The organism is Paraburkholderia sp. USG1, assembly GCF_031570135.1.
Classification (GTDB): Bacteria; Pseudomonadota; Gammaproteobacteria; order Burkholderiales; family Burkholderiaceae; genus Paraburkholderia; species Paraburkholderia dioscoreae.
In genome coordinates, this window is the sequence record NZ_JAMWXW010000014.1 from 1 (window position 1) to 21,950 (window position 21,950).

General features: G+C 63.3%; 23 protein-coding genes and 2 pseudogenes. 12 read left to right on the forward strand and 13 right to left on the reverse strand.

Annotated elements, in window-relative coordinates; translation table 11 throughout:
• The 3 genes and pseudogenes from NE850_RS19300 to NE850_RS19310 form a co-directional block, all read left to right on the forward strand.
• A pseudogene (locus NE850_RS19300) lies at positions 1 to 149 on the forward strand (cytochrome d ubiquinol oxidase subunit 2); the annotation flags it as partial.
• Between the two features lie 55 nt (positions 150 to 204).
• Complete coding sequence (gene cydX / locus NE850_RS19305; RefSeq protein WP_007181568.1) at positions 205 to 330, forward strand: cytochrome bd-I oxidase subunit CydX; 126 nt, start codon at positions 205 to 207, stop codon at positions 328 to 330.
• 45 nt (positions 331 to 375) lie between these two features.
• Positions 376 to 1,398, forward strand: coding sequence for a transporter (locus NE850_RS19310; RefSeq protein ID WP_007181567.1), 1,023 nt, complete (start codon positions 376 to 378; stop codon positions 1,396 to 1,398).
• 165 nt (positions 1,399 to 1,563) lie between these two features.
• On the opposite strand, the gene NE850_RS19315 is transcribed toward NE850_RS19310, so the two are convergent.
• The 4 genes from NE850_RS19315 to NE850_RS19330 form a co-directional block, all read right to left on the reverse strand.
• Positions 1,564 to 2,145 (reverse strand): hypothetical protein, encoded by a 582-nt coding sequence (locus NE850_RS19315; RefSeq protein WP_007181566.1) that lies wholly within the window; start codon positions 2,143 to 2,145, stop codon positions 1,564 to 1,566.
• A 130-nt stretch (positions 2,146 to 2,275) separates the two neighbouring features.
• Positions 2,276 to 2,773, reverse strand: a complete 498-nt coding sequence (locus tag NE850_RS19320) for a TPM domain-containing protein (protein WP_007181565.1) — start codon at positions 2,771 to 2,773, stop codon at positions 2,276 to 2,278.
• Positions 2,774 to 2,775: 2 nt separating this feature from the next.
• Positions 2,776 to 3,633 (reverse strand): YgcG family protein, encoded by an 858-nt coding sequence (locus NE850_RS19325; protein ID WP_310699277.1) that lies wholly within the window; start codon positions 3,631 to 3,633, stop codon positions 2,776 to 2,778.
• On the reverse strand, positions 3,630 to 4,250 hold the full coding sequence (locus NE850_RS19330) for a LemA family protein (RefSeq protein WP_007181563.1): 621 nt from the start codon (positions 4,248 to 4,250) through the stop codon (positions 3,630 to 3,632). Before NE850_RS19330 ends, NE850_RS19325 begins: the two co-directional genes overlap by 4 nt.
• A 210-nt stretch (positions 4,251 to 4,460) precedes the next feature.
• On the opposite strand from NE850_RS19330, the gene NE850_RS19335 reads away from it, so the two are divergent.
• Together NE850_RS19335 and NE850_RS19340 are read left to right on the forward strand one after the other, a co-directional pair.
• Complete coding sequence (locus tag NE850_RS19335; protein ID WP_035518065.1) at positions 4,461 to 4,763, forward strand: hypothetical protein; 303 nt, start codon at positions 4,461 to 4,463, stop codon at positions 4,761 to 4,763.
• Positions 4,757 to 5,083 (forward strand): annotated as a pseudogene (locus NE850_RS19340) (polyhydroxyalkanoate depolymerase); the annotation flags it as partial. The gene NE850_RS19335 and the pseudogene NE850_RS19340, both read left to right, overlap by 7 nt.
• Positions 5,084 to 5,139: 56 nt before the next feature.
• Here NE850_RS19340 and NE850_RS19345 read toward each other — a convergent pair.
• The 4 genes from NE850_RS19345 to NE850_RS19360 form a co-directional block, all read right to left on the reverse strand.
• Positions 5,140 to 5,415, reverse strand: a complete 276-nt coding sequence (locus tag NE850_RS19345) for a hypothetical protein (protein WP_310699278.1) — start codon at positions 5,413 to 5,415, stop codon at positions 5,140 to 5,142.
• 5 nt (positions 5,416 to 5,420) lie between these two features.
• Complete coding sequence (gene ftsH, locus NE850_RS19350) at positions 5,421 to 7,388, reverse strand: ATP-dependent zinc metalloprotease FtsH (RefSeq protein ID WP_165186169.1); 1,968 nt, start codon at positions 7,386 to 7,388, stop codon at positions 5,421 to 5,423.
• A 60-nt stretch (positions 7,389 to 7,448) separates the two neighbouring features.
• Positions 7,449 to 7,961, reverse strand: a complete 513-nt coding sequence (locus NE850_RS19355) for a BCAM0308 family protein (protein ID WP_007181560.1) — start codon at positions 7,959 to 7,961, stop codon at positions 7,449 to 7,451.
• 66 nt (positions 7,962 to 8,027) lie between these two features.
• Positions 8,028 to 8,678 (reverse strand): BON domain-containing protein, encoded by a 651-nt coding sequence (locus tag NE850_RS19360; protein WP_007181559.1) that lies wholly within the window; start codon positions 8,676 to 8,678, stop codon positions 8,028 to 8,030.
• Between the two features lie 404 nt (positions 8,679 to 9,082).
• Here NE850_RS19360 and NE850_RS19365 point away from each other — a divergent pair, with 404 nt between their 5' ends.
• Together NE850_RS19365 and NE850_RS19370 are read left to right on the forward strand one after the other, a co-directional pair.
• On the forward strand, positions 9,083 to 10,015 hold the full coding sequence (locus NE850_RS19365; protein ID WP_007181558.1) for a 1-phosphofructokinase family hexose kinase: 933 nt from the start codon (positions 9,083 to 9,085) through the stop codon (positions 10,013 to 10,015).
• Positions 10,016 to 10,090: 75 nt separating this feature from the next.
• On the forward strand, positions 10,091 to 10,786 hold the full coding sequence (locus NE850_RS19370) for a phosphoribosyltransferase (protein WP_310699279.1): 696 nt from the start codon (positions 10,091 to 10,093) through the stop codon (positions 10,784 to 10,786).
• 97 nt (positions 10,787 to 10,883) lie between these two features.
• Here the strand turns inward: NE850_RS19370 and NE850_RS19375 are convergent, their stop codons facing one another.
• Positions 10,884 to 11,093 (reverse strand): ChaB family protein, encoded by a 210-nt coding sequence (locus NE850_RS19375; RefSeq protein WP_007181556.1) that lies wholly within the window; start codon positions 11,091 to 11,093, stop codon positions 10,884 to 10,886.
• 69 nt (positions 11,094 to 11,162) lie between these two features.
• On the reverse strand, positions 11,163 to 12,173 hold the full coding sequence (locus NE850_RS19380) for a hypothetical protein (protein ID WP_007181555.1): 1,011 nt from the start codon (positions 12,171 to 12,173) through the stop codon (positions 11,163 to 11,165).
• A 686-nt stretch (positions 12,174 to 12,859) separates the two neighbouring features.
• Here NE850_RS19380 and NE850_RS19385 point away from each other — a divergent pair.
• Both NE850_RS19385 and NE850_RS19390 read left to right on the forward strand, forming a co-directional pair.
• The gene (locus NE850_RS19385) at positions 12,860 to 13,441 is read left to right on the forward strand and encodes a lipocalin family protein (protein WP_007181553.1); all 582 of its coding nucleotides are present in this window, start codon (positions 12,860 to 12,862) and stop codon (positions 13,439 to 13,441) included.
• 35 nt (positions 13,442 to 13,476) lie between these two features.
• Positions 13,477 to 14,496: an LOG family protein gene (locus NE850_RS19390; RefSeq protein ID WP_007181552.1), complete on the forward strand. Its 1,020-nt coding sequence runs from the start codon at positions 13,477 to 13,479 to the stop codon at positions 14,494 to 14,496.
• 145 nt (positions 14,497 to 14,641) lie between these two features.
• Here the strand turns inward: NE850_RS19390 and NE850_RS19395 are convergent, their stop codons facing one another.
• From NE850_RS19395 to NE850_RS19405, 3 genes are all read right to left on the reverse strand, one after another.
• Positions 14,642 to 15,292, reverse strand: coding sequence for a BON domain-containing protein (locus NE850_RS19395; RefSeq protein WP_165186172.1), 651 nt, complete (start codon positions 15,290 to 15,292; stop codon positions 14,642 to 14,644).
• A gap of 187 nt (positions 15,293 to 15,479) precedes the next feature.
• Positions 15,480 to 15,968: a carboxypeptidase-like regulatory domain-containing protein gene (locus NE850_RS19400; RefSeq protein WP_007181550.1), complete on the reverse strand. Its 489-nt coding sequence runs from the start codon at positions 15,966 to 15,968 to the stop codon at positions 15,480 to 15,482.
• Between the two features lie 133 nt (positions 15,969 to 16,101).
• A complete protein-coding gene (locus NE850_RS19405; RefSeq protein WP_310699280.1) occupies positions 16,102 to 17,055 on the reverse strand; it encodes a universal stress protein in 954 nt (317 codons plus the stop codon).
• A gap of 387 nt (positions 17,056 to 17,442) precedes the next feature.
• Between NE850_RS19405 and NE850_RS19410 the strand changes: the two genes are divergently transcribed.
• The 3 genes from NE850_RS19410 to NE850_RS19420 are packed head-to-tail and all read left to right on the forward strand — an operon-like array spanning position 17,443 to position 21,858.
• A complete protein-coding gene (locus tag NE850_RS19410) occupies positions 17,443 to 18,195 on the forward strand; it encodes a polysaccharide deacetylase family protein (protein WP_310699281.1) in 753 nt (250 codons plus the stop codon).
• A gap of 34 nt (positions 18,196 to 18,229) precedes the next feature.
• Positions 18,230 to 19,486, forward strand: a complete 1,257-nt coding sequence (locus NE850_RS19415; protein ID WP_007181547.1) for a putative glycoside hydrolase — start codon at positions 18,230 to 18,232, stop codon at positions 19,484 to 19,486.
• On the forward strand, positions 19,483 to 21,858 hold the full coding sequence (locus NE850_RS19420; protein ID WP_310699282.1) for an exo-beta-N-acetylmuramidase NamZ domain-containing protein: 2,376 nt from the start codon (positions 19,483 to 19,485) through the stop codon (positions 21,856 to 21,858). The genes NE850_RS19415 and NE850_RS19420 overlap by 4 nt, the downstream gene beginning before the upstream one ends.
• Positions 21,859 to 21,950 lie beyond the last annotated feature (92 nt).

Here is a 21,950-nt window from a genome sequence, read left to right on the forward strand (position 1 = left end):
CCTCGAGCCGCATGACGCTGCAGATCATGCTGATCGCCGTGATCGTGTTCCTGCCGCTCATCCTGATCTACACGAGCTGGGTGTATCGCGTGATGCGCGGCAAGGTGACGGCCGCGGCGCTCGAAGAGAACAGGCACACGATGTACTGAGCGGCATTCCGCACATTCTCGCAAATTACTGAAACGCGATTACCGGGAGCACACAATGTGGTATTTCAGCTGGATTCTTGGTATTGGAGTAGCGCTTGCGTTCGGCATCATCAACGCGCTTTGGCTTGAGTCAGCCCAACCGGTTGAGGGAACCAGGCGCCCTGATCAGAAACGGGTCTGAGTCGACCGGAGGGTGTTCGGGTCGCCGGGCAGGAAGGAGCATTCAATGAACACCGCCACGCCGTTGGCGCAGAAAACCACCGAAACCTTCCCTCTGGACCGCGGCTATCTGTTTTCAGCCAGCGGAATAGGCCGCGAGATAGACGCGGACTCCGCGGCCAGTTGGTTGGAGCATCGGAACGACAGCAGCGGGGAATTCATCTGGCTACATTTCCACGATATTCCCGCAGTGCTGGACAGTTTGCCGTTGCAGCGCATGGTGAGCATGTCGGCAACCTTCGCTGAAGCGCTCAGGGAAGGTTCCCGTTCAACCCGGATGACTCACGTGCACGAAGACGTCATTGCTGTACTCAATGACGTCGAATACGACTTCAGAAGGCAAACGCCCCTCCAGGTGGCGACGCTGTGGCTCAATGTCAGCGATCGTTGCCTGCTAAGCGCGCATGCCCGTCCGCTGCGCTCGGTCAATCAGTTGACGCTGGCTGTCGAAGCCGGTCAACCCTTTCTCAGCCCTATGGCACTCCTGATCAACCTGCTGGAAGAGCAGGCAGATGTCCTGACCGGAATTGTGCGGACGGCCGCTAAAACAGCCAATAAAGTGGATGCAACGCTGCTCACCGGAAAATTGCCGAAACGTTCGAGCCTCGGCATCATTCGCCGCGACCTGGTAAGCCTGCGACGCCTGCTGGCACCGGAGCCTGCCGCACTCTTTCGCCTCGTCAACCGGCCGCCCAAATGGGCGGGTGACGAAGACATCCAGTCGCTCCGCCAATCCGCCGAAGAGTTTTCCCTGAGACTGCGCGATATGAGCGGCCTCGAGGAGCGCATCAAGCTGCTGGAAGCGGAAATCGCCAATCGCGTGGCCGAACATACGAACAGGAGTGTGCTGATCCTCACTGCTGTCACCGTGATCGCCTTGCCGATCAACCTGATCTCCGGTTTGCTCGGAATGAACGTGGGCGGCCTGCCTTTCAGATACGATACTCGCGGATTCTGGATCATCGCCACGATCGCCGTGCTTTTCACGAGCCTCGCAGCCTGGCTGATCTTCCGCCCGAGGCGCGATTGATCTCGACGCGGGCGAGCGGACTGGCGGAAAAAAAGCCCGGACGAACCGGGCTTAACACGCTACTCCCTGGGGGTCCCCACCCCCAATGCAAACCTTACCCCGGTCCCGCTCGAGCTCCCTTGTGCTGAATCAAGGCGGCCTTACGTCAACCATTGATCAGACCAGTCAGACGCCCGATTTCCAGGGCCACGACGGGTATAAGCGTCCGCCGTTTTCCACGCTCTCACGCGAAGCCTGTGACTGGTCGCCATTATCGCGTTCGATATCGCCGGAATCCGGCCGCCCTGTATCCGCGTCGCGGGCGAGAGGATCCGGCTGTTCCGTATCGGCGCGCGTGACGACCTCGCCTGGCCGCTGGCTCGTCTCAATGGGTTTCAGGTCCGCGCCGAACCACGCAACCGCCTCGCGCAACCTCACGACATAGTCCTGCCAGCCTTGCGCGTTGTCCGCAAAAAGCGCCTGCTGAACCGTACGCGCCAGCTGCTCGCGATCAAGCTCCAATTCAAGCAATTCCCTGGGCCAGGAAAGAAAGGCTGCAGTGGCATGCTCGACGAAATCCCGCGTGGCCATCGAGGGCGATACATGCATCAGCAGCGGCACGCCCTTGAGCGAATCATGCGCGGCCACTGCTTCGTGCACGGTCTGTTTGCCCTGTTTGTCGCCGCTGCAAATCATGAGACGATTGACCGCCTCCAGCACGTCGCCCAGATGAAGCAGCAACGCACGCCGCTCGTACGCATCTTTCACGTTTTCGACTCCCTCACACGACACCTACCCAGACCCCGCGTGTAACGGCCGATAGTGCAAACGAAACGGGCACCGCTAACGGCCGCTGACTCGAGGACACGTTATCCGCTCTCTGCAAGCGGACGCACGATCACAGGATAGCCGGCTTACTCGGCAATTCCTCGCATATCCCGGTCTCGGCCGGGAAGTGCTTCCTGAGCAACTCCGTCACCTGCTCGACGCCACTTAGCACGCCGGCCTCATAGTTACCACGCTTGAATTCCGCCTCCATTCGCTGGCAGATGGCTTCCCATTCGCCCGGCCCGACCCGGGCATGCACGCCCCGGTCGGCGACGATCTCCACGTCATGATCGGCAAGCAGCAGATAGATCAGTATCCCATTGTTGTGCTCGGTATCCCAGACGCGCAACTGGGAAAAAACGTCGATCGCACGTTCCCGGGCCGAGATCCCTTCCCAGAGCGCCGCGATGTGAAGTGTGCCTTCGACGGCGAACCGGATCTGCCCCATGTGCGCGGCATGGCTGTCGCGCACGGCTTTGTCGATGGCCCGCAGCACCGGGACCGGAAAGGCCTGGTTCACATGCCAGCGGGTCAGCAACAAATGTCTGACGATGCGTTCAAGGTTCATGACTACCACCTGCCCGACGCGCCGCCGCCGCCGAATCCGCCACCGCCGCCCCTGAAGATGTCGCGGCCGGAACCGCTGCCGAATCTTCCGGACGGCCCGCCGATCACGCGCGCGCCGGCGCTGGCGCCGAGACCGCTGCCGAGCAGCGTGAACGCGAGAGCGATCACTCCGGCGAACACGGCGATGAACAGCGCGCCCGACAACATCCAGGCAACCACCGCGACGGCTCCCCCGGTCACGATGGCGCCGGGCAACCGCCCCAGCAACACACGCAATACGCCGCCCGCGACAAGAGTCAGCACGAAAAGAACCGGCAGATAGCGCCCGATCTGCGTTGAGCCGCTTACACGCTGGTCCGGCGCGGGTAAAGGCTCGCCATCGACCACTCGCATGATGCTGTCGACGCCTGCGGCGACGCCGCCATAGTAATCACCCTGTCTGAACCGCGGAACGATCGTCTCGTTGATGATGCGACTGCTGGTTGCGTCGGTGAGCGCGCCTTCGAGGCCGTAGCCCACTTCGATGCGAAGCGTCCGGTCGTCTTTCGCGATGATCAGCAGCACGCCGTCGTCGACGTTTTTGCGGCCCAGCTTCCATTGTTCGACGACGCGAAGCGAATATTGCTCGATGGTTTCCGGCGCGGTGGTAGGCACCATGAGCACGGAAATCTGGCTTCCCTTTTTCGTCTCGAACGCCTGCAAGGTCTGCTCGAGCGAAGCGCGTTGGTCGTTCGAGAGGGTGGCGGTTTCGTCGGTGACATGCGCGCTCAGGGCCGGAACCGGCACCTCCGCGCTGGCGCCGGGCGGCAGGAATGCGCAGAGGGCAAGCAGCAGCGCGCTGGCCAGCTTCAGGATGTTCAATTTGCCGCTCCGCTGGCCGGCGTGGGCGCCGTGTTGAAATCGACCTGCGGCGGGCGTGCGATCTCCGCTTCGTTCGTGACCGAAAAGTTAGGTTTCTCCTTGTAGCCGAACACACTGGCCGTGAGGTTGGACGGGAACGAACGAACAGTCGTGTTGTAGTCCTGCACGGCCTTGATATAGCGGTTTCGGGCCACCGCTATACGGTTTTCGGTGCCTTCGAGTTGCGCCTGCAGGTCGCGGAAGTTGGCGTCCGACTTTAACTGCGGATAAGCCTCGGAAACGACCAGCAGTCTTGCCAGCGAACTCGACAGTTGCGCCTGGGCGGACTCGAAACGCGAGAACGCCTGCGGGTCGTTCAGCAACTCGGGCGTAGCCTGCACGGACCCGACCCGCGCGCGAGCCTCGGTAACGCCGAGAAGGACGGCGCGCTCCTGGCCTGCAAAGCCCTTCACCGTATTCACGAGGTTCGGAACCAGATCGGCGCGGCGCTGATACTGGTTGACGACCTCCGACCAGCTTGCCTTCACCTGCTCGTCCTGGCTCTGGATGACGTTGTAGCCGCATCCGGAGAGCATCGTGACGATGGCGGTCAGCAAACCAAGATATAGCGTGCGCATTGAATTTTCTCCCTGTTTTAATAGCCGCATGGACTGGGCCGGTGAACGGAAGCATCGACACACGCCATGCGGCGCGAGCGGCTCTATCCCTGCAACGAACAGTATTCGCTGTGAACCTGGGTTCGTTGATCCCGGTCAAGCGCATGAGAACTGGCGGGGGCAACGTTATCCCCGTCATTGACGGGCCCAGGGCAACCTCGAGGAGGCAGCATGTGGTACGCATGGCTGGAGGCACAGCGCAACCTGATGCGGCTGCGTGGCACGTGGCGGCTGCCGGCTAGCGACGGAAACCCGCAGGGGGCAGACGAGCCGCGCGTCGCCGCAATGGGTTACGACTGGATCTTCCGCCTGATTCAACCGCCGCCGGAGGCGCCGCCTTTCGGCATCGCGACAATACGAATCGGCGAACATGAGGTGCCGGTCGTCGAGCAGGTGATCGAGCGCACCCCTTTTTGCACGCTGCGCAAGTTCAGCCGCGCACCGGACGCCGGGGTGTTACTGCCGGAAATATGACTGAAGACTACTTTCTCGACACGATTCGTGTGTCTTTCCAGGAATACTCGCTTGCCCTCGGAAACTGGAAGATCGGCACGCGTCACGTACGGCCGCAGGATATCGTTTCGACGGCACTCTGCACGGTCGAGGGCGCTCGCGACGACATCACCGGCGCGGGCCAGACACACGCCGCCCAGGCGCTGTGCAGCGGCATTGCGCCGGACATGCGCCAGATGTTGACCGTTAAGGACTGCGACCACTACGACCTGTTCACCGGGCCGAAGTGGCGCGACGTCATCCACCCCGCCCTGTCTGCTTTCTGGCGCTCGATCCGTTAGGGCGGCGGCCGGTTTTTATCGAACGGTGTAGTCGCCGTGCATGGTGCACCGCGCGATCAATGACGGGTGCGCGCCAACGCGGCGCGCGCGCCGAGTAGCAGTTCAATGCGCAGGTCGGTGTAAAACCCGGCCTCATGAATCGCCATTTGCGTCGTGTCGAGACTGCCGTCGAGAAATCCTTTCGTCAGTTGCGGACGCTGATATGGCGCGAGCGTCTCGTCGCACAGGATCGCAATGCTGGCGGACTGGTCCTCGGTGCGCAGCACTCGCGCCGCCGTTGCACTGGCTACACCGCCGCCAAGTAGCAGATAGTCGATTTTTCGCGCCGTCATGCCACTCACCCGTGTTGGGCGAGTGGAGACGGACTGCCCGCGATGTGCGCCTCGGGCGCCGCATGCCCAGAAGCGCCGGTCCCCGCACTGGCTACCTCCGTGGCGTTCTGTTGCGGTGCGCTTGCCGGCGCCGCGTCGCCGGCCATCAGTTGCAGCAGCGTGGCCTGGTCGAGCACTTCGCACTCCAGCAAGCGCCGGGCAATGCGATCCAGCTGCGCGCGGCTGCCGGCGAGCGTGCGCGTCACGCGTTCATGGGCCTCGGCCAGTTCGCGCCGAACTTCGTCGTCGACCAGCTTCGCGGTGCTTTCGCTGAAACGCTCGCCTCGCCCAGCCGCCGACGGATAGCCCATGCCGGGATCGCTGCTGTCGAACGTGAAAAGTCCCAACTGTTCACTCATTCCATAGCGTGTAACCATATGCCGCACTAGCGCGGTTGCCCGGTCCAGATCGTTCTCGGCGCCGGTCGATACGTCGCCGAAGACGATCTCCTCCGCCACGCGTCCGCCGAGATACGCGTCGAGCCGGTCCAGCAGTTCGCTCTTGCGCAGCACGTAGCGGTCTTCGGTCGGCACCTGCTGCGTATAGCCAAGCGCGGCGACGCCGCGCGGAATGATCGACACCTTCTTGACGGGGTCGCAATGCGGCCGGCTCAGCGCGACCAGTGCGTGCCCCGCTTCGTGGTAGGCAATGGTGATCTTTTCCTGTTCGTTCATGACGCGGCTTCTGCGTTCCATGCCGGTCATCGCCCGGTCGATCGCTTCGTCGAAATCCACCATGCCGACCGCGGATTTGTCGAGTTCGGCCGCATGCAGGGCGGCTTCGTTGACCACGTTGGCGAGATCGGCTCCGGCAAAACCGGGCGTGCGTGACGCAATTTCGGCCAGATCGACGTCCGCTGCGAGAGTAACTTTCTTCACATGGACCTGCAGAATCTGGCGACGTCCGTTGAGGTCCGGGCGGTCGATGGCAATGTGCCGGTCAAAGCGCCCCGGACGCAGCAATGCCGGATCGAGAATCTCGGGGCGATTGGTCGCCGCCAGAATGATCACGCCGGAATTCGGCTGAAATCCGTCCATCTCCACCAGCAGTTGATTCAGGGTTTGCTCGCGTTCGTCGTTGCCGGACGTGACTCCGGCGCCACGCACTTTACCGAGGGCATCCAGTTCGTCGATAAAGACGATGCACGGCGCCTTCTTCTGCGCCTGTTCGAACAGGTCGCGCACCCGCGCCGCCCCCACTCCCACGAACATCTCGACGAACGCCGACCCGCTGATCGAAAAGAACGGCACGCCCGCTTCCCCCGCCACGGCCTTGGCAAGCAAAGTCTTGCCGGTCCCCGGCGCGCCGACGATCAGAACGCCCTTGGGGATCTTGCCTCCCAGGCGCCGATAGCGCTCGGCGTTACGCAAAAATTCGACAATCTGTTTCAGTTCGGCTTTTGCTTCGTCAATGCCCGCGATGTCGTCGAATGTGACATCGGTGTCCTGCGCCACGTAGACCCTAGGCTTGCTTTTGCCGATCCCGCTGAAATCACGCAAGCCGCCGCCACCGCGCCGCATGAATACGCTCCAGATCGCCGCGAGCATCAGGATGGGGACGATCCAGCCGAGCACCGCGCCCAACCCTATCCTGTCGGCTACACCGGTATAACGAACGCCCGAGTTGGCCAGATCTTCGATCAGGTGATCGTCGCTCACCCGCACGGTCGAAAAGCGCCACGGCTCGCCATTGGCGGCGAGTCCGCTCGCAGCGGATGCCGGCAGCAAAGGAGCAGCCCCGGGCATCCGCACGCTTCCGGTGATCTGGTCCGAGCCGATCTCCAGGTTATCGAGCTGCCGGGCGACCAGCAACCGGTGAAAGTCACTGTACGCGATCGCTTCGGTCGGCTGCCGGTACAGGAAGATCTGCGCGAGAAGCAGCAGCACGACGCCGATCGGTATCAGTACACCCGTGTAATTTGATTTTTCATTCATCGCCGTTTGCGTCGATCGTCAGACAGCTGGGAGGAAAACCGGCCTTGCCTGTCTCGCTTGTCACCTGGCCGAAGAGCGGACCCAATGGGCGCGCAGAAGCCCTTCGTTGTCGCGATAGCTGATCTCCAATTCGCCCTGATGCGCATGCAGCATCGCCGCACCGAGGCGGCGAACCAGATGCGGCCCCGTGGTCTGCACGACGATATGCTCCGGCTGTTGCTGTATATCCATGATCCGTTCGAGCGGATGCTCCTGCTTCTCGCCGTCCGCCTGATGATGCAGCAACGCCAGAACTTCGTCTGCGCGGTTCAGCAGATAGTCGCCGTCGAAAGTGATTTCTCCGGCCGGTGCCTGCTCGTGAATCCGCTTGCACGCCGGGCATTGCAACTGATGCATCTGCCCGGCCGAGATACGCCACGTCCAGCGGCCGTCGTCATAAATCGCGCCGCAGTCAGGACAGCGCGACGCGCCCGCGCTTCGTCCGCGCGACCTGTAACTGTCGTAGATATGCGACTGGGGCTGCTTGTCGCGGCGCATCTGGTTGCGCTTCAATCGTGTCTGTATCGCGGTCATTTCGAAGCCCCTCGGGGGTAAAAGTCACAGTTGATTCGAACAGGATGGGAAGGCCTGCAGCACGACTCATGCAACGACTAACTGGTCGACTACCCACCGCACTCCCTTGGTGCCCCAGGCGACACCGCACGCCACACGCTTGTCGAGGAGCGACTCGGCCACGCCGGTCAACCGGACCACGCCGTCGTGGACGTCGACCGAAATGCCGCCTGACTCGCGCCGCGAGCGCCGCTGCAAGGCTTCGGCGATCTGTTTGCTGACATCGGCCGCAACCGGATCGATTCGTACCTCGATCTGATTGGCCACGCCGACGACCCCTCGCATTCGAGTCACGAGTACTTCGGCCATCTGGCGCTGGAAGCCGTAATCCACCGCGCCGGTGAGCGTGACGCAACCGTGTTCCACCACTACGCGTATAGCGTCTTCGGGAAGTCCTTCCTGCCATTGCAGCGCCGAGACGATCGCGGCGGCCAGATCTTCGTCTGTATGCCTCAACGGGGACGGCGCACGGACCACCAGGTCGAGCACGACCGCACGACTGCCGGCTACCCGCTGCACCGCTTTCTGCAAAGCGAGTTTCTGGGCGCAACTGTTCACGGAACCTTCAAGGGTGACGATACGGTTGAGCACCGTGGCGGTGACGTTTCTGGCATCGAGCGCAGGATCCCAAAGCAACTCCTGATCCACGTCATGCTTGAGTTCCAGATCTGATTTCATCGGTATCTCCTGCCGCTGTACGCCCGCTATGCGCCCTTCGTCGTGCGCGATGCGCGCCGTGAATGCGAAAGGATCCGGGAACGGATGCGTGAACCATAGTCCCGCGCCAGCGACTTCCGGTTGACTCAGGTCAAGCGCGATCGGACCACATCACCGGCATGCGCTGCGTTGCGCCGTTCGCTCGCCGCAGCCACGCCGGGATTGATGCACGTCAACCGGCCGCAAGACCCCGCGCCTATGCTGAGCAAAACCCCAGCGCCTATGACTGAAACAGTCACGGCAAGGCGATGCGGACGATCCGGTTCGACGGATGATCGGAGTGTCGTTGGCGAAGCGCACAAGGCCGGCGTGCATATCGGTCTGTGCGGGCAGGCGCCGCGACGAAACCAAAGAGGCTGCCGACCATGCCGGAAATCGTGACGATCACGCTCAACCCCGCCGTCGATGTCGCGACATCGATCGAACGGGTGGTTGATACTCGCAAGTTGAGATGCAGCGCCGCGCGGCGTGATCCGGGCGGCGGCGGGATCAACGTCGCGCGCGTCATACAGCGTCTTGGCGGCGACTGTTCAGCCTTCTATCTCGCGGGCGGCGCAACCGGCCAGATGCTGAGACGGCTGCTGGACGCCGAAGCGTTCACAGGCGTCTGTATTGAGATCGCCGGGGAAACGCGCGAGAATTTCTCGGTCCACGAGCAGTCCACCGGTCTGGAATACCGCTTCGTGCTGCCGGGTCCGACGCTCGCCGCGTTCGAATGGCAACGCTGCATCAACGAGGTCACCGCACTGAAAGCACCACCGCGCTATCTGGTGATGAGCGGCAGCCTGCCTCCCGGTGCGCCGGCCGACATTTACGCGCAGCTCGCCCGCCTTGCCTGCGCTCAGGAAACGCGGGTCGTGCTCGACACATCGGGCCCGGCGCTCGACGCGGCGCTCGCAGCAGGGGTCTGGCTCGTCAAGCCCAGCCTGAACGAGTTGCGCGATCTCACGGGCCGGCCGCTGGTCGAAGAAGCCGAATGGATTGCCGCTGCGCAGGACATCGTGCGATCCGGCCATGCCCGGATCGTCGCGCTGACGCTCGGCGAGCAAGGCGCGCTGCTGGTTACGGCGGACCGCTGCTTGCGGGCGGCGGGATTGCCGGTGAAAGTGTCCAGTTCGATCGGTGCCGGCGACAGCTTTGTCGGTGCGCTAATCTGGGCTCTGAACCGAGGTGCAGGTATCGACGAAGCATTTCGCTATGGCATGGCCGCAGCGTCGGCGACTTTGCTGGGTGCCGGCACAGCGCTTTGTGAGCGCGGGGAAATCGAGCGGCTCTATCGCGAGATATCGATCAGGTAAGCGACAGGTATGGCTGTGCCGCGCATCCGGAGGGAGGCGGGAAATGGCAGGATCTCTTCGCAGGACAGGCGCTTCATGGGCCGAAGCGGTGATGCCATGAACCCGGACCGGATGGCGACCGCGCCGCCGTTCAGCGACCGCGCCGAAGCAGGACGCATGCTTGCACGGCAGTTGAGCGAATACGCGGGACGTCGCGATGCGATCGTGCTGGCGTTGCCGCGCGGCGGTGTGCCGGTCGGCTATGAGGTCGCGCGGGTGCTGGGCGTCGAACTCGACGTGCTGATCGTGCGCAAGCTGGGCGTACCGCATTACCCGGAACTGGCTATGGGCGCGATCGCCTCCGGCGGCGCACTCTATCTCGATGAGCAGACCATCCGCATGGCAGGCGTCACCCAGCCGGAAGTCGTCGCCGTACTCGACGACGAACGCCGCGAACTGGCACGGCGAGAAGCGCTATATCGCGGACAGCGGCCGCCGCTGAATCTGGAAGGCCGCACAGCCATCGTCGTCGACGACGGCATCGCCACCGGCTCATCGGTACGTGTCGCCATCGAGGCTTTGCGCACCGGCAAGCCCGCTCGAATCGTGGTGGCCGTACCGGTCGCGCCGGAAAGCACGGCAAAACGGCTGGCCGGGCTCGCCGACGAGTTTGTCTGCACCCTCCCTGCGCGACACTTCGACGGCGTCGGCCAGTTCTATCAGGACTTCGGGCAGACAAGCGACGCTGAAGTATGCGCGCTTCTCGCTCGCGCCCATCAGGACATACCGTAATACACCCGCCCCGCCATTTCTCGCCGTGCGCGAGTTTCGCCCAATGGCTCGATGACAACAACAGCGACTGTTATGCATCGCTGGAAATCGCGCAGCCTCATTCCTGCGGAACCCAGCTATCGCCATACTTGACATAGGATCGCTTCACCGCGGCCCAGGCAATGCGATGGGCAATCTCCTCGCAGCGCGCATCCTCCGAGTGGGCCGCATAGGCGTGGTTGAAAGCGGCCCGATAGATGTCCTGCGCATGCTCCGGCAAGTGGCCTCGCACTGGCGAAGGTAGATCCGCGTTGGAATAGTAGGGCATAGCCTCTCTCTAAAGATCTGAAAACCGTCCTGGAAGCTACGGAACCAGCCCCCTACCGTTCACAAGTTTTTACCGCGTGGAAGATCGCGTAGCCTGAGTAGAAGGAACCTGAGCCTGCGAGCCGTCAACGAAAGCACTTTCAAATGCTCGCGCGAATTCCCCCAGCCTATTCTGCGCAAGCCGACCGATGCCCGCCGCAGCCTCCCGCCCTCCGCCGCCTGCGAATTGCCTGCACAGGTCGGCGGCTCCATAAGGGTGAGCGAGTGGAGCCCGCACGCTCACCATGTATTCGCCCTGAACGCTTTGACTCAGCACGGCGTGAGCAAGGTCAGGAAAACTCGTCGCCAGAAAATTGCCGAAAGCGCCGCGCACCCGTCGCGCCCACGGTTCATCGGGCAGCAGATAGATTTTTCCGCCCGCCATAACACTCTCCGGCGGCAAGCTCAAGGCCAGTTCCATGTCCCGGCGTAGTGCGTCGCACAGCGCGCGCGCAATCGGCTCGTTCGCCGCGAAGTCGAATGGGCTGGAGTAAGGGCGCACAGTTCTGTAAAGGCTGGCAGGCGGGATCAGCAGATCTGCCTCGCTCTCCCCATAGGCGTTGTAATTGATCGCCTCTCCCAGTTCGCGCAACTGTTCGGCTTGCTCCGGTTCGAGTGCGCATGTCGCGGCGAGGGTGCGGGCCGCGTGCAAGAGGTTGTCGCCATAGGCGCCGACGAGCGCCCAAAGGCGGTGCTGTCCTCCCACATGACGATCCACGAGCAGGCTCGTACAAATGTCGGGCGTCGTGTCGATGTAGAGCTTCAGGTTGGACGCTTCGGGAATGGCTCCTGCGAAGTGGTGATCGAAGTACTCCACTTCGGCTCCGTGTCGAAGCAATGCAAGCAAGGCTGTCCGATTGGAATCCAGAGAGATGTCCAGCACGGTCACGGAGAGGCCCGCCCCGAGCGGAACGCGGCCGAGCAGTTCCACGTCGCGCTTGACGCCGGTGATCAATACAGACCGCAATGGCTTCGACAGGCGCAACTGATGCAGTGCGCAGATTCCGTCGGCATCGCCATTGAACACATCGAAATGTTTCATGCCCTGTCACCGTACCGGATAGCGTCGCCAAAAAAACAGATCCACGATTTCAGTGAATACAGCCCCGATGTCAGCATTGTGCACCAGCAGGTTTCTAGCCACTGACAGCGCTCCGATTCACTCTATTCGCCGACTTATCCTCGATATTGACATGGCTCAATCCCGCGGTTCACCAGGCAGAAGCGCAAACATGACGAAGCATCATCGCATTCGATCCGCCGGCCGAGCCGATCGCGTTGACACACGTCAAGCCGTTATGGCGAACGAGCCCTATGCTCGATCCATAGCGAAGTTAATCAGGTTCCGGAGGCGATATGTTGAGAAGTACAGTGCTCGTTGGCCTGTTAATGCTGCCAGGCGCGTTTCTCGTTCTCGGCCTCGCCTGCATTCATCCGCGCCTTCGCAAGGAAATCGTCCAGTTCAGCGGTCTGTCCCGTCCATTGACGCGGGCGGGTCGCTCCTATGCCGGAATGCGGGCATGGTTGCTTCAACGCTGACGACAGGTTTCGCGAAATTGCCGGATCAAACGATTGCCTCGTTGCAACGCCGCCGGGCATCGGCCTGCGCGGCTTTGGCATACGATTGACTCACGTCAATGGCATCGTCGACAATCGCGGTTGAATAATCAGAATAATCACGTGTGTTGCGAACGTAGTCCGTCACGCCGGCCCAATCGGATAATCCTTATGCACAAGTCAATTGCGTGCATCGCCTCGCTCGCCATCTTCATTGCGGGGTGCGCGCATGATCAAACGGTCCCGCCGCAAGCCCAGGCACCCCAGTCGGCATGCGTGGCAGGGCCGCCAATCGATCTCGAACGGTACATGGGACGCTGGTACGTCATCGCGGACACACCGTTCCTGAGCGAATCCGATTATGTCGGCAGCTACGACGAGTGGACGTTGCGCAGCGACGGAAGCATCGACGACAAATATCTCGGCCGGCGTCACGGCTTCGATCAGCCGGCCACGGGAAGCCAGTTCGTAGCGAAGGTGATGTCCGGAACCGGCAACACGAAATGGCGAGTGGGACTGATCTGGCCGTTCGAAGTGGTGGTCGTCACCGCCTATGTGGACCCCGACTATCGTTACACGATTCGCTGCATGGCCGACGGCAATATGCTGTGGGTACTCGCGCGCGCCCCGGTGATGGACGACGCCACCTACGCCGGCATGCTGGCCCGGCTCGCCGCTATGGGCTTCAACACTGACCGGCTACGCAGGGTTCCGCAAACGGCGGGGCAAGTCGGCCAACCCGATTTTCAATGAGCGTTGCGCGGCAACGGAACCAGGCGGGAACGCGCATGACAACCTTCCCCAGGCACGCGGCAACGAATGCCGGCACGCCACCGGATAATCGTGCGGACCCTACGTCTGCGCCGTATCAGGACGCACCTGGATTGCCCGAATCCGCGCGCAGAGCGCCACGGGTCCACTCAGATGCGCCGTCCGAACGTTCGGCGCGCGTGCGCCGCATGATCGAAAGCCCAACGTATCTGGAGGCGGACGAAGACCTCGCCTTTCTGCGACGCCCGGAAATGTGCGGCATCCGTCTGCAACTCGACTACTGGAAGACCGAAGAGACGCTGCAGCGACATGCAATACATCACACGATCGTGGTGTACGGCAGCACACGGATCGTCGCGCCGGCAGCCGCGCGTCGACGGGTCGAAGAGGCGCGGCGGGCGCTGGAAAACCGGCCCGGCGAGCCTGAGAGCCAGAGCGCGCTACAAGTCGCAAAACAACTGCTCAAGCGTAGCCACTACTACGGCATCGCGCGCGAATTCGGCCGCATTGTCGGCAGCGCGCAGGGCACGGGAGCGCTGTCGTCGCTGGCCATCGTCACGGGCGGCGGCCCCGGCATCATGGAAGCGGCGAATCGGGGTGCGTACGAGCTTCAGGCGCCGAGCATCGGCTTGAATATCTCGTTGCCCCGCGAGCAGGAACCCAACCCGTATGTCACGCCTGAACTCTGTTTCAGGTTTCACTATTTCGCCATTCGCAAACTGCATCTGCTGGAACGCGCACAAGCCGCCGTGTTCTTTCCCGGCGGCTTTGGAACCTGTGACGAGTTGTTCGAGGTGTTGACCCTGCTGCAAACGAACAAGATCCGGCGCCTACCCGTAGTGCTGGTCGGTGAATCGTTCTGGCGCCGCGCTATCAATTTTGATTTTCTGATCAGCGAAGGGATGATCGCGCCACAGGACGCCGCGCTATTCCGTTTTTGCGAAACAGCGGCGGACATCTGGTCCAGCATCGTTCGTTGGCATGCGGCACATGATGCGCGATCATCTGCTCAGGGGCCTGCCGCCGGCCACCTCTGAAAGGCCGGCCGGATCGGCAGCCGTGCCGTCGGCTGAAGGTTGCCGGGCCGGGCGTGCGTTGCCAGCAACCTGCCAGCAACCTGAACGACGCCGTAAGACAACCGTCAACGACGACAATGAGCCTCGCGACGGCGAGGCTACGCCGTCAACCAACCAACAGACGATCGACCACGGCCTTCACACCGGGCGTCGAGCGCGCGGCCCCGGTCACGATGGAACGCTCGGTGACCGAACTGAGACGTCCCGACAGGGTTACCTTCCCGTCTTCGACTTCGACACCCACATGCTTCAACTCGCGATCGGTATGGCGCTGAATGGCTTTGCGGATGCTGTACTCGATGTCGAGCGGGGAAGCCGAGCCACGGATTTTGATTTCGTTTGTCACGCCCGTCACGCCGCGCATATGAACGACGTTTTTCTCGGCGATATGGCTGCGATAACCGTCCTCGACTTCGCCGCTCAATGTCACCCAACCCTTCTCCACCTGGATCTTGATCGCATGGTCTTCGAGACCCGCGATCCAGTCGAGGGCGACGCGCACATTCAAGGCGATGTCCTCGTCGGTACGCCGCTCGGACTCCCGCAGCTTCACGTCGATGGCGACGACCACGGCCACCACACCGGCGATTCTCATCGCACATTTTTCAGCCGCGACTTTCGTCGCGTAGTCCGGGACGTGTCCGCTGATCGTCACGATGCCGTCGACCACGGCAACGCCTATTCCGTTTGCGTCGACGGCCGGACTGTGCCTCAGTTCGTCCTCGACTTCCTGCTTCAGTTGACTGTCCGACTTCATGGAATTTCTCCTCCGACTTGACCTTGCAACGCGATGGGGCATGGCTGCGAACTGATTGAGCGCGGCGACTATTCCGGCGGGCGAGCCGTGTTCCGCCGCCAATGCGCCACGTATCCAGACTATTGCTGCCCGGCCCGATGCGATTGATCGAGGTCAAGGGCCACGCGACGCCGTGCGCCGTAATTGATCACGGTGCGCTCTGACTATGCATCGACGCGCGGCAATGCGGGCAGTTCATCCGCGCGTCGCCGGTGGAGCGCTCCTGCAAGACGATGTGCAGATCCAGCCCACCGCGACGCGGAACGTCTACCGTCTTCGCGAACTCCGTGCGCCCGGCATGCGCGACGATACGATAACGTCCGGCCGGAAGCATCACGAACAGGAACGGGCCTTCGGTGCGGGTGTCCAGAACGGCATGGCCCGACGCGCTTGCGATCGTCACATCCACATCGGAGAGGTAGTTGCCCGCGGCGGCGGTAAACGTCATGCGCAGGCTGTAGCGAGGTGCAAGCGCGCGAAACGCTTTCGCGTCGTCCTCACCGATGCCGCCCGTCATGTACAGCACGCCGTCGCGGCTGACCGGCTCGGGCAGTGTTTGCGCGGCGAGCGCCGCGCTCATGGCGAGAAACACGAATGCGACACCGATGCGCAGCAAGCGTGGATTGAACAATGGCATAACGAGTAGATCTCCAGGTTCGTGAACGTCTGGAGGCGTTCCGCGCCGGCGTTTCGGCCGCTCCCCGCGTTCACATGGCGCAATACGCGCAAAGTGTGTTCAGCCGATGTTCAGCCGATGCCCGCCGCCCGTTTCATTCCTCGGGGCAAGGCCGCGCCAGCAGCAACGGCGTGCGGGCGAGACGCGCGGTGCGCGCGGCCACGCTGCCGAGAAGCCAGCGTGCGACGCCACGCCGCCCGTGGGTGCCCACGACGATCAGATCCGCCTGCCACTGTTCCGCGTCGCGGACAATTGCATGCGCTACGTCGTCACGCGACGGCGCCGTCTCGACTGCCTCAGTCTCAGCGTGATTCGGCAATTCGGCAAGAACCGTCGCTGCCGTCTCCAGAATCACCTTTCCTTCTTCGACGAACGCTTGCTCGAGGACGCTGATCGGCACGATATCGGTCAGGCGGACAGCACGATCTATCACGTAGATCGCACGAAGACGGGACTCGGGTGTGGCGAGTTGCAGCCCGAAGTGCAACGCGTCGAGCGAAGCGGCGCTTCCGTCCAGCGCGAACAGGAGCCGGCGCGGCGATGTCCGGATCTCCGCTTCATAGCCGGCAGGCACAACGAGAATCGAACACGGTGCCTCGGTCGTGACGAATTCCGACACCGTTCCTTCGACCCAGCGCAACATGCCGTGATGCTGGCGAGCGCCCATGACCAGCAGATCCGCCTTCCATTCGGCTGCGGCATCAATCAATGCGTTTGCGGTGTAGCCGCCTTCCCTTGAAATTTCCGTGATGCCCGACTCCACGTCGATACCGGCATCCGCGAATATCTTTCTGGCGCGCGCCACGGCTTCGTCCGCATCGTGGGCGAGTTCGGTGCGCGCGAGTTGCAGTTCGGCATCCGTCATCGATCCGAGCGGCAAGAGCACACGAGGATTTTCCGCCACACTCACAATGCGGATCCGGGCACCGGGTAGCGTCATGTGGCGCACGTATGCCACTGCGCGCGCCGACTCCGGCGACGTGTCGACGGCCAGGAGTATCCGTTGGATTGCGCGAGTGGCGTTACCGCCGGAGGACGTTGTGCTCATGATCAGGTCTCCATGAGGGCGTGACATTCGCCCTGCTGACATCGAGGTCTGATTCTCTGCGCTCTGCTCTTCGACTCATTGATGCACGTCAAGTCGCTTCCACCGCCGCCCGCACGGCATTTATCGCTGACGCGCGAAGGAGCGCACCGCCGTTGTGTGATGGAGCGGCCCTCGTCGCGTGCATTTGACGGGGATCAATCGCCCATCCGGGCGGGCCCATATGCTGGCCGAGGCAGAGCGATTGCGCCGTGCATCGCCGCAAATCGCCTCCAGCGAACAACGCCACTAAAAAGGACGTCCATGCCGCATCTGCTCGCCCGCGGTCTTTTCCAATTGCACAATCGATGCTGGCGCGCACTGTCCATTGGCTTATGCGGACTCGCGTTCATGTTCGGCGCACACGCGCAGACGCCGCCCACGTATGTGCCGATCCTGGTCTACCACCGCTTTGCCGCGACCGTGAACGATTCCATGACGGTCCGTGTCGCGACCTTCGAGGCACAATTGCGATTCCTGAAAGAACGCGGCTATCAGGTGGTGCCGCTGCGAGACGTCGTGAACTGGCTGCGCGATCCTTCCGTGAAGCTACCGCCACGGCCGATCGTCCTGACCGTCGACGACGGCCATCGGTCGGTCTTCGACGAACTGCGGCCAATCGTGGAGCGCGAGCGTCTGCCGGTCACACTCTTCGTCTATCCTTCGGCCATTTCGAATGCTTCCTACGCGCTGACGTGGGAGCAATTGCGCACGCTCAAACAGACCGGCCTGTTCGACGTTCAGTCGCATACGTACTGGCATCCCAACTTCAAGGTCGAACGGCGCCGCCGGACGCCCGCGGATTTTCAGCATTTCGTGCGGACCCAGCTCGACATGTCGCGGCAGCGCATCGAGGCCGAAGTCGGGGGCGAGATCAATCTGCTGGCGTGGCCATTCGGCATTTGCGACGATGAGTTGATGGCGCTGGCCTCCGGGGAAGGTTATATCGCGGCATTTTCGCTGGAGGGACGCAGCGTGGATAGGCATTCGCGCATGCTCGCCCTGCCGCGCTTCCTGATGGTCGATTCATATGGGGTCGCGGGTCTGGCCGCGCTGCTCGGCGAGCCGGCGCCTCGGGCCGCCCCGAACTCCAGCGGCGATTGAAACAAATGAAGTGACAAATGAAGAGACAAATAAAATGGCCACACTTTCATTCCTGCGCGGCACCGCGCTAGCGCTTGCGGTTCTCGTGACGAGCTTGCCGTGCAGCGCGGCAACGGGCGTCGTCATCGACGAAGTTACGGCGAAACCGATACCACACGCGTTTGTCACAAGCCCGTCCGGCGTACAGCAAGCGGACGCAGACGGCCGCTTCGAGTTCGAGTCGTCCATCACCCGCATCGCTGCGCGGGCACCCGGCTATCTGCGCACAGAGGTCGACACGAACGGCGAGGCGCCGCTGACGCTCAAGCTCACGCCCTTTCGCCCCAAAGCGGTGTATCTCTCGGTATATGGCGTGACGAGCACCACGCTGCGCGACGAAGCACTCGCACTCACGCAGACCACGGCCATCAATGCACTGGTGATCGACGTCAAAGGCGATCGCGGTCTCACGCCTTATCACAGCGCGGCACGCGACGCGGTCGGCGCATCGGCCCAACTGAAGGGCAATGGACCGATTGCCCGCGATTTCCCGGCACTGCTCGCCGAACTGCATGCCCGGCATCTTTACCTGATCGCCCGCATCGTCGTGTTCAAGGACGACCCGCTCGCCGATGCCCATCCGGCATGGACGGTGCGCGATGCAAACGGCAATCCGTGGCGCGACCGCGAACATTTGCAGTGGCTGGACCCATTCTCGCGCGAGGTGTGGCGGCACAATCTCGATGTCGCCGAAGAGGCGGCCAGAATGGGCTTCGACGAAATCCAGTTCGACTATGTCCGCTTTCCCGACGCGGGCGGCCTGCACTTTTCGCAAGCCAATACACGGGCCAACCGCACGGCTGCGATCGTGGGTTTCCTGCAGGCCGCGCGTACGCGCCTCGCGCCCTACAACGTATTCGTCGCGGCGGATATCTTCGGCTACGTCTGCTGGAATCTGGATGACACCGCCATCGGCCAGCAGATCGAACTGCTCGGCGCCCCGCTCGACTACATCTCGCCGATGCTGTATCCCTCCGGCTTCACATGGGGTTTGCCGGGTTGCACGAATCCGGTTGCCGATCCGGGGCAGATCGTCCGGCGCTCGCTCGACGAGGCGGTGCAGCGGACGCATTTGCCGAGCGTGCGGTTTCGCCCCTGGCTGCAGGCGTTTCGCGACTATGCGTTCGACCACCGCGATTTCGACGCAGCCCAGATCCGCGCCCAGACCCATGCCGCGGATGCCGCCGGCAGCGACGGCTGGATGCTATGGAACCCGCGCAATCGTTACGATGCCGCGGACATGCCGCGATGAGACGCCGGCTGGCCCGAGCCGTGCCGGCAGCGGCACTGGCGATTGCGCTGCTGCACGCGCCGCCGTTCGCGCGCGCCGCGCCGCTCGACGCCGGCATGCGTGCGGAGCTCGGCCGCATTGTCGCCGGCCAGATCGAAGCCGGCCGGCTGCCCGGCGCCGTGGTGGTGGCGGGAACCGCGAGCGAGGTGCAGTATCGCGAGGCGTTCGGCCAACGCATGACCGAGCCTTACCGGGAAGCGATGACTGTCGGCACCGTCTTCGATCTGGCCTCGCTGACCAAAGTGATTGCGACCACGACGGCGGTCATGCAGCAGGTCGAAGCGGGACGCATCGACCTCGATGCTCCCGTGATGCGCTATTGGCCCGAGTTCGGCGCGAATGGCAAGGAAGCGGTCACGGTGCGCGAGTTGCTCGCGCATACGTCCGGGCTGCAGGCGGATCTGAACTCGCGGCCGGCAGGCGGCACACGTGCAAGCGTCCTGAACGATATCGCGCGGCAACGACTGCGCGCGAGGTCGGGCGAACGCGTGATCTACAGCGATCTGAATTTCGCCACGCTGGGCGTGCTCGTCGAGCGCGTGACCAGTCAACCTTTCGATGTGTATTGCCACACGCATATTTTTGCGCCGCTCGGCATGCGGGACACCGGCTTTCTTCCCGACGCGCGGCACGCTGCGCGCAGCGCCGCGACGACAGCGGACCGCCTCGGCATGCGCCGCGGCCGCGTCCATGATCCGCTCGCCAGCTGGATGCAAGGCATTGCGGGAAACGCCGGCCTTTTTTCCACCGCCGACGACCTCGCCCGTTTCGCGCAGATGCTGCTCAACGGCGGCCTCAGCGCGACAACGCGCGCAAGACCGGCAACGCGCGTGCTCCTGGCATCCAGCATCGAGGCTCTGGCGGCGGCCGTTTCGCCGTTGCCCGTCCAGCCCTGGCGCGGCCTCGGCTGGGAGCTCGCGAGCCCGCTGGTGGCAAACCGCGACCGCTTGCCGCCGATCGGCGCGATCGACCACACCGGTTACACCGGCACCGGCATCTGGGTGGATTTCGTCACGCGCCGCTTCGTCGTGATCCTGACCAACCGCGTGCACCCGAACGATCAGGGCGACGCACGGCCGCTGCGCGCGCAGATCGTCGCCGCGATCGCGAGCGCTGCGCCGCCGCGCACCTCTGCCGACATCCGCACCGCAGTGCCCGCCGCGGCGCCTGCCCTGACTTGGGCGAGCCGCCTGCCGGGCGCCGCAGGCCCGGTCAGGAGCGGCCTCGACGTGCTCGAAGAGCAGCAGTTCGCGCCGCTGACCGGCCGGCGTATCGGTCTCGTGACCAACCGCACCGGATTCGACGCCGCAGGCACCCGCACCGTCGACGTTCTCGCGCACGCGCCCGGCGTCACGCTTGCCGCGCTGTTCTCGCCGGAGCACGGTCTGAATACCGACGTCGACGAACGCGTCGGCGATTCTCGCGATCCGGCCACCGGCCTGACCGTGCACAGCCTGTATGGCGGCACACGGCATTTCCCCGCCGGCTCGCTCGACGGCATCGACGCGCTCGTATTCGACATCCAGGACGCGGGCGTGCGCTTTTTCACCTATGAGACGACCCTCGGCTATGCGCTCGAAGCCGCGGCGTCGCGCGGCATTCCACTCTTCGTGCTCGATCGTCCTGATCCGCTGGGCGCGGACCGCTTCGGCGGCCCCGTGCTCGACGAGGGACACGAATCGTTCACCGGCTACTTCGCGCTGCCGCTCGAGCCGGGACTGACGGTCGGCGAGCTTGCGGCCCTCTTCAATCGCGAGCGCCACATCGGCGCCGATCTGCGCGTGATCCCCATGAGCGGCTACCAGCGCACGATGCGCTTCGCGGACACCGGCCTCGGCTGGGTGCCGCTCTCGCCGAATCTGCGAACACTCACGCAGCTGGCGCTGTATCCGGAAGTCGCGACGATCGAAGGCGCCAATGTGAGCGTGGGCCGCGGCACGCCCACGCCGTTCGAGCTCGTCGGCGCGCCGTGGATCGACGGTGCGAGTCTCGCCGCCACGCTGAACGCGCTCGATACCGGCGCCCGCTTTACGGCCACCGACTTCGTGCCGACCGAATCGGCCTGGCGCGGCCAGTTGTGTCACGGCGTACAGATCGCACGCGATCCGGACGCCGCGGCGGCGCACGTCGGCCGTCTGGGCCTCGCCCTTGCCGTAACGCTGCATGCGCTCTACCCTACGCGCTTCGACGTCGCCGCGACACGCGACGCGATCGGATCCGGCGCGGTATGGCAGGCGTTGCGCGATGGAGTAGGACTCGATCAGATCGACGCGATCGCGACGCAGGAAAGCAACCGTTTCGCGCCCTTGCGTGACAGGTATTTGCGTTACTGAGTCTGCATTGTCAAGCGCGACCGTCCTTGCACGCACGGGGTTGCTTCGCCTGATCTGCGTCAATGGGCGACAGGGATTTCGGGCTAACCTGG